General features: G+C 57.6%; 9 protein-coding genes. 5 read left to right on the top strand and 4 right to left on the bottom strand.

Translation table 11 applies throughout. The annotated features are described in order from the left end of the window. Positions 1 to 161: 161 nt before the first annotated feature. Positions 162 to 956: a PaaX family transcriptional regulator gene (locus JTF07_RS09680; protein WP_204234027.1), complete on the top strand. Its 795-nt coding sequence runs from the start codon at positions 162 to 164 to the stop codon at positions 954 to 956. A 112-nt stretch (positions 957 to 1,068) separates the two neighbouring features. On the opposite strand, the gene JTF07_RS09675 is transcribed toward JTF07_RS09680, so the two are convergent. Genes JTF07_RS09675 through JTF07_RS09665 form a run of 3 tightly spaced genes read right to left on the bottom strand, consistent with a single transcriptional unit; the run spans position 1,069 to position 3,733 of the window. Beyond that, entirely contained in the window at positions 1,069 to 2,388 is a 1,320-nt protein-coding gene (locus JTF07_RS09675) for an MFS transporter (RefSeq protein WP_204234026.1), read from the bottom strand. Positions 2,389 to 2,445: 57 nt separating this feature from the next. Continuing rightward, positions 2,446 to 3,345, bottom strand: coding sequence for an NAD(P)-dependent oxidoreductase (locus tag JTF07_RS09670; RefSeq protein WP_204234025.1), 900 nt, complete (start codon positions 3,343 to 3,345; stop codon positions 2,446 to 2,448). Beyond that, a complete protein-coding gene (locus JTF07_RS09665; RefSeq protein WP_235352071.1) occupies positions 3,338 to 3,733 on the bottom strand; it encodes a carboxymuconolactone decarboxylase family protein in 396 nt (131 codons plus the stop codon). The genes JTF07_RS09670 and JTF07_RS09665 overlap by 8 nt, the downstream gene beginning before the upstream one ends. Positions 3,734 to 4,032: 299 nt before the next feature. Here JTF07_RS09665 and JTF07_RS09660 point away from each other — a divergent pair, with 299 nt between their 5' ends. Further along, positions 4,033 to 4,977, top strand: coding sequence for an AraC-like ligand-binding domain-containing protein (locus tag JTF07_RS09660; RefSeq protein WP_204234024.1), 945 nt, complete (start codon positions 4,033 to 4,035; stop codon positions 4,975 to 4,977). 80 nt (positions 4,978 to 5,057) lie between these two features. On the opposite strand, the gene JTF07_RS09655 is transcribed toward JTF07_RS09660, so the two are convergent. Further along, the gene (locus JTF07_RS09655; protein ID WP_204234023.1) at positions 5,058 to 5,972 is read right to left on the bottom strand and encodes a LysR substrate-binding domain-containing protein; all 915 of its coding nucleotides are present in this window, start codon (positions 5,970 to 5,972) and stop codon (positions 5,058 to 5,060) included. A gap of 137 nt (positions 5,973 to 6,109) precedes the next feature. Between JTF07_RS09655 and JTF07_RS09650 the strand changes: the two genes are divergently transcribed. From JTF07_RS09650 to JTF07_RS09640, 3 genes are all read left to right on the top strand, one after another. Then, complete coding sequence (locus JTF07_RS09650) at positions 6,110 to 9,244, top strand: cytochrome P450 (protein ID WP_204234022.1); 3,135 nt, start codon at positions 6,110 to 6,112, stop codon at positions 9,242 to 9,244. Between the two features lie 353 nt (positions 9,245 to 9,597). Next, positions 9,598 to 10,167 carry a helix-turn-helix domain-containing protein gene (locus tag JTF07_RS09645; protein ID WP_204234021.1) on the top strand — a complete coding sequence of 190 codons (570 nt, stop codon included), beginning with the start codon at positions 9,598 to 9,600 and terminating at the stop codon, positions 10,165 to 10,167. A gap of 58 nt (positions 10,168 to 10,225) precedes the next feature. Beyond that, positions 10,226 to 11,686 (top strand): peptide MFS transporter, encoded by a 1,461-nt coding sequence (locus JTF07_RS09640; protein WP_252199672.1) that lies wholly within the window; start codon positions 10,226 to 10,228, stop codon positions 11,684 to 11,686. Positions 11,687 to 11,690: the final 4 nt, after the last annotated feature.

The following is an 11,690-nucleotide window of genomic DNA, read 5'->3' as shown; positions in this document are numbered from 1 at the left end:
TCGCTGATGAAGTGGCTTGAATGGTTGTCGGGTGCGGTGGGGAGGAAGCCCGATCCTCACTGACCGGGCTCGCATCGATACTATGCAGCCTGACGCGGTTGCGTCAATGAATTGCGATATATTGTCGTGGTTGAGTGCAGAGGAGACCGTAAAGTAGTTCCATGACGGTCCACCCTCAGTCACTCTTCTTTGCGCTCGCCGGCCTGCACATGCTCGATGACCCCAGGCCGTTGAGTGGCGCGTCGATCGTGTTCGTCATGGGCAAGCTGGGTGTGGGGGAATCAGCCGCCCGGTCCCTATTGCAGCGGATGGCGGCAAAGAAGTTCGTCGTCCGTCACAAGGAGGGCCGCAAGACCTTCTACACCTTGTCTGACCGGGGTCGTGTGATTCTGCGCGAAGGTCAAGAGAAGATGTTCGCCGGCTGGCAGCCCCAGGATTGGGATGGCCGCTGGACCTTTGTCCGAATCCAGGTCCCGGAGTCGAAGAGGACTCTGCGGCATCAGATGGCGTCACGGCTGTCGTGGGCTGGGTTTGCCCAGGTTGATGGTGGGCCCTGGGTAGCTCCTGGGCAACATGATGTGGTTGCGATTCTGGGGCCGGAGCATTCCGAGATCTCACCGATCGTCGTCTATGGCATGCCGCAGCCGCCGACGACTGATGAGGTGCTTGTCAGTTCGTTCGACTTGGAGGCATTGGCTGCCGACTATGAGGCGTTCGGAGGGAAGTGGCGAGCCGTCGCCCCCGCTTCGCTGTCTCCGGCTGACGCGCTGGTCAAGCGCGTGGAGCTCCATTTCGACTGGCTGACGCTGACGCGGACGGATCCGCAGCTGCCAGTGGTTTTGCTACCTCAAAAATGGCCAGGTGCTGTGCAAGGAGATTTGTTCCGAAGGCTCAACGAAGGCTTGGATGAAGCTGAAAAATTTGTTCTGCACAAGCTGTTCTCCGGCGAGCTTTGAAGCGTCGTACATCTGAACATGGGGTGATTCATTTGTGTGACTTGAACGAAGTTGTCATGTGGGGGTGGCGAACTACGACCACCCCTGCATATGACAACTCATCCCCATCTATTTACAGTTTGAAAGAATCATTGGAAAACGAGTTGGGCGTTCCCTTCATCGCCACCAGTCCGACGATGCTGATCAGACAGAACGTAATCATAAATGCGGATACCGCGTAGATTGTTCCGGAGGCTCCGAACACTGCAGTCGCAATCAGTGGTGCGAATCCGCCGCCCAGGCATGCACCAATGGCGTAGGAAAGTGACACGCCACTTGCTCTGAACCTGGCAGGAAACAGTTCTGCAAATAGTGCCGCCTGAGGGCCGTAAGTAGCAGCAAGCCCGAATGTCAGAACAACGACCGAAAGAATCATGAGGAACTTGTTTCCGGTGCTGAAAAGAGCAAAGAAAGGTATGGCCCATACGATGAGGCCGACATAACCCCCTAAGTAGACCCGGAGGCGTCCCACGCGGTCACTGAGGCGGGAGAATATTATCATTGAGCCGAACCACGTCAAGCACCCAACTAGCAATACGTCGAGCATGAAGTTTCTGCTCATGCCGACGGTGGCTGTTCCGTAGGAAGTAAGGAAGGCAAGGAAGATATATCCGCACGCGTTATTACCGAGAAACGAAAGTACGGCGAGGAGGATTCGCTTCTTGCTGGTCTTCAGGAGCTCCCAGAGGGGAACTTGTTCAAGTGTGGAATGGTGGGCAAGAGATTTGAAGACTGGGCTCTCGTCGACTTTACTTCGAATAATGAAGCCGAGTACTACCATCAGCGCACTTAACATGAATGGAACGCGCCAACCCCATGATTCGAACTGAGATTCCGACAGGGTGAACGTGGCACCTAGTATGACAACGTTTGCGAGAAACATACCTGCAGGAGTCCCGAGCTGGACGTAGTTGCCGAACCGTCCCCGTTGTCCGTCAGGCGCATGTTCGACTGCCATCAATGCGGCGCTGCCCCATTCGCCGCCTGCACTCAAACCTTGGAGCAGTCGCAGAACAACGAGTAGCACAGGAGCCACAGCCCCTATCTGCGCATAGGTCGGCAACAATCCGATTAGCGTCGTGGCGACACCCATCATGGTCAGTGTTATGACCATGACCTTTTTACGGCCAATCCGATCGCCGAGGTGACCAGCAAGAATTCCTCCGAGCGGCCGTGCTATGAATCCGATCGCGAACGTAGCGAACGCTGCCATAGTTCCTGCGAGTGGGGAGGCTTCCGGGAAGAATAATCTACCGATAACCAGCGCAGATGCAATGGAATAGACGTGATAGTCGTACCATTCCACGCTAGTCCCAACTGCACTTGCAAGTGCGACCCTCTTCTTTTGCTTTGGGTCGATGGGAATCGTGGCGCTTGTCGATTCAGTGGTCATCAGTCTTCCTATTCGTCAGTGGAAAGGTCAATTGGTCGGCGTCGGGGCGAGGAAAGGTCAGGTTCCCCTGGTTGTCCGTTCCTGTTCCCAGAATGTAATGGCTTCGGTGTGGTCCACGTTGCCCAATGTGGAAAGGGCATTCGTCATAGCGCCGGCTACCGCAGTGCAAACCGGGGCTGGATCATCGACAGCAGCAGCAAGATTCTTGGCAATGCCAACATCTTTCGAATAGAGCGCGAGCGAGAATCCAGAGCCGTACTCCCGATCAACGACATGGGGTCCGAGAACATTTTCAGTGACCCAGCTGCGGCCTGTGGAGGAATTGAGAACATTAAGTATCGTGTGTTGGTCCAAACCGAATCGATCTCCAATTACCAGTGCTTCGCAGGCAGCCGTAGTTGCCGCAGCAGCGACGAAATTGTTGAGAGCCTTCATCGCGTGTCCTGAGCCGAGATCGCCGGTGCGGAAGATAACACTGCTCATTGATTCCACAATTGGAAGAGCTTTGGCTATCGCCTCAGCGTTGTCACAGCCGAGCATGATCGAGAGCTCACCGGTCGTTGCTTTGGAGACTCCGCCCGATACAGGTGCATCGATGAGAGCTATTCCGTGGCCCTTCAGTATTTTTCCAAGTTCTTTAGTCTGCGTGGGATCGGACGAGGACATATCGACGATTACGGCATCAGGCGCCAAATGGTGGACTACTCCATCTCCCCAATCGAACAGAGCTTGGGAGACAATTGTGCTGGTCGGGAGCATCGTGACAACTATCTCGACCTCGGCGAAATCGCTTGGTGAGGATGCGGCCACAGCGCCAGATGCATAAGCGATCTTACTTGCAAGGTTCTGGTCTGCGTCTCGGACAATGAGGTCGATTCCAGAGTGAGCGACGTTAGCCGCCATTGGCGCTCCCATATTGCCCAGCCCTATAAATCCCACTTTCGTTGACTCATTCATCGTTGGGCTCCGTCGTGGACTCTGAAAGGACTTCCTCGAACGCGCGGAGCCCGTCAATGGCTGCGGGCAACCCACAGTACAGGAACGAATGAATCATCACTTCGCGAATTTGGTCCGTGGTAATCCCGTTTGCAATCGCTCCGCGGAGATGAATGCGAATCTCGTGCGGGCGCCCCAGCGCGACCAGCATCGCAAGGGTGACGAAACTGCGTGTGCGAAGATCCAAACCTTCGCGTTGCCATATGTCGCCAAAACAGTAGCGAGTGACGACATCTTGGATCTTGTCGTTGAAATCAGTTGTCGTTTCAACCTGCTCTTCGGCACCCGCTGGCCCGAACATTGAGCGCCGCAGGTCAAGTCCCTTTTCATACAGCTCGTCATGGATCATGTGATGACATCCTTTCAATTGGAATTGTGGTTCTGGGTCTCAATCTAGTGACCTGCTGCTCTAGTCTTCTTGTCCATTGCCGCATATGTCTTGTAGCAAGGCGCACGTAACTCACGTTGTAACCGACATGAGCCAGTTACTTGTACTTTTGCGTTGACCTGGCTTGTCTTTGTCCTACACTCGAGAACACACACTGCTCTGAGCCGGAGTGGATGTCAGATCGCAGATTCCTATGGTTCAACGTAGAAGCGAGGTGGAACTTGATGCCGGTCTTGACGAGTAGCGCACCTACTTCTCCAGTGGAGGTCGACTCTTTTGAAGCATGGCGGGAAAGGATGTCGAATCGGTTTGTCCGGCTTCATGTGAGCACGACTCGCCCCGATGACTTTCACGGGCGAATTCAGGGCCGCCGTTTTGATGATGTCAACCTCTCTCGAATCTCAGCATCGGTGCATCAAGTTGATCGGTTGCCTAAAGACATCAGGTCGGATGAAAACCGGTATTACAAACTGAGCTTGATACTCTCGGGCTCGGGGTTGATTGTTCAAAATGGTCAGCAGGCGACTTTGGGGTCAGGCGATATGGCGCTATACGACACGGGACAGCCATACAGTGCGACCTTTGCTGACCACACGGATTCAATCGTGATGGTCTTTCCGCGAGAAGCAATGAGCGTTCCGCGAGATGATGTCGACAATCTTTTGGCTCATGCTCTTCGGCCTTCCCAGCCAGGTCTAATACGTGTGGCTTCGAGCTTTCTGGAGCAAGTCGGAACTGCTCTCGGAACAGTTTCGGGACATACCGGAATACTTCTGGCGCATAACGCGCTCGACGTAATGAACACTGTGTTATATGCGGAGCTTGGTCTCGACTCAATTGCGTCACCGCGCGCATCAGCAGTCGCGGCAATTAAGGACTATATTGAACACCAACTTGCTGATCCGAGTCTGAGCCCCAGTACGGTTGCCGCTGCTCACTTCATGTCGACGCGACGTTTGCAATATCTGTTTGAAGAGGCGGGAACCACCGTGTCCAGTTGGATTCGTCAACGAAGGTTAGAACATGCGCGGCGGGATCTGCTTGATCCGTCGCTTGCCGATCTTTCGTTGATTCAAATATCAAGTCGCTGGGGTTTGGCAGACGCTCCACATTTCAGTCGCTCGTTCAAATCCGCGTTTGGCGAAGCTCCTAGTGAATACCGACGGACGGCGGAGCAGAACGGTGACCGGGAGCGGAGCTCCTGAGATTGTTGACAGACTGGATTACGTGGGTCATTCCTGTGGAAGTCGAAATCTGACCATGAGTTTGAGTGTTCGATGCAGGATCATTTCCATTTTCGAGAGATGGCAAATTTGATCAGATTCTTCGCCCGCCTGGTCAATGCCGCGCCCGAAGGCCAAATCACCTCAACCCCGACCGGTTCAACCGCTGGCTCAATCTCCTTCACCACCAGCGGATACCCCTCATAACTCGAAATATTGTTCAGCCGCTGAACCAGCACTCCGTAGCCAAGGCCACGCCCGACGAGTGTCCGAACCACTTCATAGCTGGTCGTTCGGTGACGGATCTTCGGTTGCAGGCCGCGGTCGGTGAACATTGACAGCGTGTGCTGGCTTGATGGGGGAGAGTCGAGGAGGATCATGTCGCGTTCAACCAGGTCTTCCAGCCGAACGGTCTCCCGTGAGGCGAACAGGTCATCCGCCGCCAGAACGACGTGTGCCGGCTGAGAGAAGAGCTGCGCATGGTTCGGAGCACCAGGGACGAGCGTCTCGTAGACGAAGGCAACGTCGATCTCGCCTGACTCCAGTTTGCCCGCCATGAGATCCTGCGTCGTTTCTACGATCTCTAAACTCACGCGTGGATGCCGTTCCCCGAACTCGGCGAGTAGCACCGGCAGGATCATCGGCGCCAGTGTGGGGTAGCAGCCGATGGTGATCGGCCCCGCAAGCTCGCCATCACTGGTTTTGAGGTCGCGTTCCAGCTCGTTCGCCTCATTGATGAGACTTGCTGCTCGCGCTGCCACCTGCTTTCCGGCTGTGGTGAGCACCAAACCGTGTGCCTTCTTACGGATACACAACTGTGCACCCATCTCATGCTCGAGGGCAGTGATCGAATCAGAGATCGCAGACGACGAAACGTGCAGTTCGGACGCCGCGGCAGAGATCGTGCCCAGCCGTGCCGCCGTAATGAGATACGAGAGCTGGCGCAGTGAGAAGTTCGGGACCTGGTCAATGTACATATTTGCTTTTCCGGACTAGTTGTTAGATTTATTCCGCTTTTCCTTTTATAGCATCAGTCCCAGACTGGACAGTGAACGCGGTCACACCGACTGCATCCAACAAGTGCTTGACGAACTCAACGATGAGGGAGACGACGATGACTTCTGGGCTCCGCACGAACACGGACCAAGCGATCACTTCGGCCCCGGTAGCCGACTGGGTGAGGATTCCGGATCTCTACGAGGATCCGTTCCCGATCTACGAACGGCTCCGCGCCGAAGGCGGTGTCCACTGGGTGCCCGCGGTCAACCGCTTCCTCATCACCAGCTACGAGGCCGTCAGCGCCACCGAACACGACCAGGAGATCTTCTCCGCCGACGAAGAGGGTTCCCTGCAGATCCGCGCCATGGGCCACTCCATGCTCCGCCGAGACGACCCCGAACACTACGTACAGCGCCGCGCCTGGCAGACCGTCCTCAAGCCCGGATACGTTAAGCGTGTCTGGACCACGATGTACCGCGAAGTCGCCGAAGACCTGCTGGCCGAACTCATCGACAAAGGCCCCGGTGCCGACCTGATCTGGGATTTCTCCGCGCCGTACGCCGCGGAGACTCTGCGGCGCATGCTCGGCCTTTACAACGCCGACCAATCCGACCTCCAGCGCTGGTCCCAGACACTCATCGACGCCACCGGCAACTACGCAGATGACCCCGACGTCTGGGACAAAGGCGAGAAGTCCTTCAACGAAGTCGACACGGCCCTCGACGAGATGCTCGAATACCACCTCACCCACCGCGACGACTCGCTCATCTCCGGATTGCTGTCTATGCCAGGCGACATCATGCCGATTGAGAAGATCCGCGCGAACATCAAGATGACCATCGGCGGTGGACTCAACGAACCCCGCGACGCCCTCGGCGTGGCAGCCCTGGCCATGTTCAACCACCCCGAGCAGCGCAGCGCCGCCATCGCCAACCCCGCGCTGTGGCCGACCGTGTTCGAAGAGACCATCCGCTGGATCGCCCCCATCGGTATGTACTCCCGCCAGACCACCCAGGACACCGTGCTTGCCGACACGCGCCTGCCCGCCGGTGCGAAGCTGGGCATCTGTGTGCTCTCGGCCAACCGTGACGAAACCATCTGGGACCGGGCTGATCAGTTCGACATCCACCGCGAGGCCAAACCACACCTGGCCTTCAGCAAGGGTGTCCACGTGTGCCTGGGCAACTGGGCGGCACGAGCCGAGATCGCCGAGGTGGCCCTGCCCCTCCTCTTCAACAGCCTCGACGGTCTCGCCATCGACGAGGCCCAGGAAACCCGTGTGGGCGGCTGGGTCTTCCGCGGAATGCTCAACCTCCCCGTCACTTGGTCCCAAGCCAGTGCCGGGCCCAACTACGGGCTGACGGCCGGCGGGGGAGCCACCTCGGCGGGGGATTCCGCTTCCGCCGAGGGGAAGGGACCGAAGGTTGCGGTCATCGGTGCCGGGCCGGCCGGCTGCTTCAGCGCGAAGGAGATCCTGCGTCAGGTGCCCGGATCCACCGCTGACGTCTACGACCGACTTCCTGTGCCCTACGGGCTGCTGCGCTACGGTGTCGCCGCCGACCACCAGGGCACCAAATCCGTGTCCACACAGTTCGACCGCCTCTTCACCGATCCCCGGGCGACGTTCATCGGCAACACCGACCTCGGTACCGACGTGACCATGGACGAGCTCAAAGCCAACTACGACGCCGTAGTCCTCGCCAGCGGTCTCACCCACGACCGTCCCCTCGGCATACCCGGCACCGAACTCAAACACGTCTACCGAGCCGGCACCATTACCCGCCTGCTCAACGGCCACCCTGACGCGGCGGAGACGGATTCTTCCGAAGCCGAGTCGATGGTGCTCGGATCGCGGGTGGCCGTCGTCGGCCAGGGCAATGTCGCCGTCGACATCCTGCGTTTGCTGACCTGTCAGTCGGCGACATTGGAGGGCAGCGACATCGATGACCTCATTCACGGATCTCTGCGCAGCGACATCGCTCGCATCGATGTCATCGGCCGCTCCGAACCGCGTGCTGCGAAGTTCGACCCCGTCATGATCCGCGAGCTCGCTCGCGTGCCGGGGCTGACCCATGTGCTCCACGGGGTCGATCTCGACGCGGTTCCCGTCGGCAAGGATGCCAAGCTCGATGCCTTGCGTGATCTGCTCGACTCGGAGAGTCGGGTGGGTGGTGACTCGGAGCAGGGGTATGCCTCGGCGAAGGAAATTGATCTGCACTGGTGGTTCGCGAGCACCCCGGAGCAGATCACCGGGTCATCTGTCGGCGAGTCTTCGCCGTCGGATTCGGCTGATGCTGTCACCGGAATCGACTTCATCCATGCTGGTGAGGCGGTCCACCTCGATGTGGACTCGGTCATCACCGCCATCGGCTTCGTCCGCGACCCGATGGCGGTCGCGAAGCAGGGCATCTGCCCGGCCTCGCCCATCCCCACCGACGGGAAGATCAACGACGGTCTCTTCGCCATCGGCTGGCTCAAGGGCAATGGCCGAGGCACGATCCCCGACCAGCGCACCGACGCTCGTGCCTTGGCTGCGACGATTGCCGCCGAGGTGACCGCCGGGTCGATCTCGACCAATGCGGCAGGCATCGAACCGCATGAGAACGCCACCGACTTCAATGGGTGGCGCCGGATCGATCTCAAGGAGCGCCTCGGCGCTGGTGTCGGTCGATGCCGCGCGAAGATCAGGACTCGTGCGGAACTGCTGGCTGCTGCACGCGACGGCAGTCTCGACGAGCAGCTCACGGTCGCCTCCGCGAGTGCTGCGAAGGACCTGGCACCGGACGTGCCGGTGTCCATCCTCTTCGGTACGGAATCAGGCAACGCAGAACTCGTCGCAGAGGAACTCGGCACGTTCCTGGGGGAGAGGTCAGATCTGGCGATCTCCGACCTGGCAACGGTATCTCCAGGGGACCTGGACCCGAAGCGGTTCTACCTGCTTGTGAGCTCGACGTATGGAGACGGTGACGTCCCGAGCTCGGCCACACGGTTCTATGACGAGTTGAAAGGGTTGGACGTCGATCTCGCAGAAGTGCGCTTCGCTGTGTTCGGGATGGGCGATGCAAGCTACACGAAGACATACTCGCGCGGAAGCGAGCTTCTCACCGAAGCACTCGAGGCGCGCGGCGCAACCAGAGTAGGCGAGTACGGTCGCCACGATGCCGGGGGACCCGTGCCCGCAGCGGAGGCCGCCAGCGAATGGGCTCAAGGAGTCCTGACGAACCTGACCACGGAACTCGTGCGGGCCTGAGCCGGGCTGCTGTGTTGCATCACCACTGATTGACGGCCAATGACTCATCACCGAAGCCCAGATGGAGTATCCGAGGGCTCCGGCGACTCTATCGAATGGACTCGCGACGGCTTCGCTGCGGTTGCAACTGGTCGTCCATTGGCGTAGAAGCCCGACTGTGCCGTCCCTGTTGGGTAACAGGGTGTCGGGCAGTCAACTGCTGGTCATGCTGATGCTGGAGGCATCACAGCTCCTGCCGTCGCGGGCGTGCTCTCGTGATTATTTGTCAAGACGACATGGGGCGACAACTCAAATAGTAAGACTGAGAGTTAAAAATATTGTACTCAATTTGAATTGGTTGTACTGTCTGTGAGGTGAGTAACGATTCAGACCCTGACGCATCGATCGGAGACCGCCTTCGGCGCCGTAGGAAGGCCCTCCACCTAACACTCGAACAGGTTGCCAAGGCAGCAGGAATCACCACTGGCTATTTGTCCCAGCTCGAACGCGGGCGGTCGTCTGGGAGCGTCAGCACATTGCAGAAGATCTGTGGAGTTCTGAAACTCACTGTGGGTGACCTCTTCGAGTCCAATTCAGACACCTCGCGCCCGGTCTTACGTTTCGCTGACGCAGGTAGTCGTACGTTTGGCCAAGGTGCGTCAAAGTTCAAGCTCACACCCGCTCATTTCGACCATTTAGAAGTGCTTTTAGGTGTCTTCGAGCCGGGCGGAAACACTGGCAGTGCGGCCTATACTCACGGTGCCTCTGAAGAGCTCCTTCTCGTTCTGGACGGCAATGTGGAAGTTGAGGTCGATGGCGAGGAGCATCGACTCGGCCCGCTGGACTCCATGACATACAACAGCAGTCAACCTCACAAAGTTTCAGAAAGTACGGGCACCTCTCCAGCCACCGTCACGTGGACGATGGCGCCACCTACATACTGATGAACTCGTGAGTGCGACCTTGCATTCTAACGAAATCTGAACTCAAAGAGGAGCAATCTTGGCAACTACCCTGGACGATCGCGTTCCAAATAGGAAGAACGAGATTCGTGGTGTCGGTGGAATGGCGTTTACTGAACTGTGGGAACGATTCTCATTCTATGGTCTGCAGAGCATTCTCGCCTTCTACCTTCTCTATGAACTGTCGGAAGGAGGGCTAGCGCTTCCGGCGGCCGCGGCGGCCGGTATCACCGGCGCCTACGGTGGCGCTGTCTATCTTGCTCAACTGTTGGGAGCGTGGACGGGTGAACGGCTGGTCAGCCCTCGTTCAATGGTTCTCGGCGGCGGCATCGTCATTGCGCTTGGACATATCACCTTGGCCATCGCCCCTGGATTCCTAGGGCTGAGCATTGGTCTCGTCATGATCATTTTTGGGACCGGTGCTCTGAAGACCAACATCACATCAATTGTGGGCTTCATTCTTGACGGCGAACCTGCGGCAAAAAAGGACGCAGGGTTCTCCTACTTCTATATGGCCATCAACTCCGGGGCGGTTCTCGGCCCATTGACCACCGGATTCGCACAGAATCAATGGGGATTCCACTTCGGTTTCGGACTCGCTGCAGTCGGCATGATCATCGCTCTGATCCAGTATGTCTATTCGTCAAAGTTCTTGCCTGCTCGAGCGAGCGAAGTCACTCGGCCACTTCCTGCCAGCTCTAAACGCAGAGTCGCTGTAATTGCCCTCGGCGCAGTCATCGTCGTTACCGCAGCTTCAGCCTTTGGCCTGCTCAAAGCAGAGAAGCTGTCGACGATTGTCACAATAGCTTGCCTGATTGCAGCGGCCGCATACTTCACCACGATTCTGAGATCAACCAAGGTCAACGCTTGCGAGCGTCAAAGGATCAGGTCCTACATCCCGTTGTTTCTGGCCTCGAGCCTGTACTTCGGACTTCTCTTCGCGAAATTCACGGCTATCTCGCTGCTGGTCAATGACCGAGTTGACCTGACTGTTGGAAGCTGGACTTTCCCCGTCGGCTGGATCACCATGATCTCGTCGGCTTCTGGGGTGGCCATGTTGCCTGTGGCAGCAGCGATTTGGAAGCGGATGGGACCACGACAGCCCAAAGCCGGAACGAAGTTTGCCATAGGACTCGTGCAAATCGGATTGGGATTCGCATACATTCTGTTGATCTCGATGGCCTTCCACGGGAGCTCTATTCCGTTCGTATACATCGTTGTCTTCATGTTCGTCATGGGCAGTTCGGAGATCTTCGTCGGCCCGATTGGGCTTTCGCTGGCCACCCAGATTGCGCCGAAGGCATTCACCGCTCAAATGGTGGCAATCAACTTTCTCACCCTGGCCCTGGGCTCTTCCATCTCAGGTTTGTTGGGGCAATACTTCACAGTTGTTTCGAACGACATATATTTCCTCACCATCGCGCTCGGCGCTGTCATCGCAGGGCTAGTGCTATTCGGAGTACGCAAGCCTGTCCACCACGGACTCTATTCAGGGATTTAGGGGT

It is taken from the genome of Brevibacterium sp. RIT 803, from assembly GCF_016892625.1.
Taxonomy (GTDB): Bacteria; Actinomycetota; Actinomycetes; order Actinomycetales; family Brevibacteriaceae; genus Brevibacterium.
The sequence above is the reverse complement of the archived record's forward strand: the minus strand, read 5'-3'. Positions and strand labels throughout refer to the sequence as shown.

What these genes read in the sequence shown, in the direction of transcription:
- JTF07_RS09655 (WP_204234023.1), bottom strand. Translation starts at nt 5,972, where the DNA reads ATGTACATTGACCAGGTCCCGAACTTCTCACTGCGCCAGCTCTCGTAT.
- JTF07_RS09650 (WP_204234022.1), top strand. Translation starts at nt 6,110, where the DNA reads ATGACTTCTGGGCTCCGCACGAACACGGACCAAGCGATCACTTCGGCC.
- JTF07_RS09670 (WP_204234025.1), bottom strand. Translation starts at nt 3,345, where the DNA reads ATGAATGAGTCAACGAAAGTGGGATTTATAGGGCTGGGCAATATGGGA.
- JTF07_RS09680 (WP_204234027.1), top strand. Translation starts at nt 162, where the DNA reads ATGACGGTCCACCCTCAGTCACTCTTCTTTGCGCTCGCCGGCCTGCAC.
- JTF07_RS09665 (WP_235352071.1), bottom strand. Translation starts at nt 3,733, where the DNA reads ATGATCCATGACGAGCTGTATGAAAAGGGACTTGACCTGCGGCGCTCA.
- JTF07_RS09675 (WP_204234026.1), bottom strand. Translation starts at nt 2,388, where the DNA reads ATGACCACTGAATCGACAAGCGCCACGATTCCCATCGACCCAAAGCAA.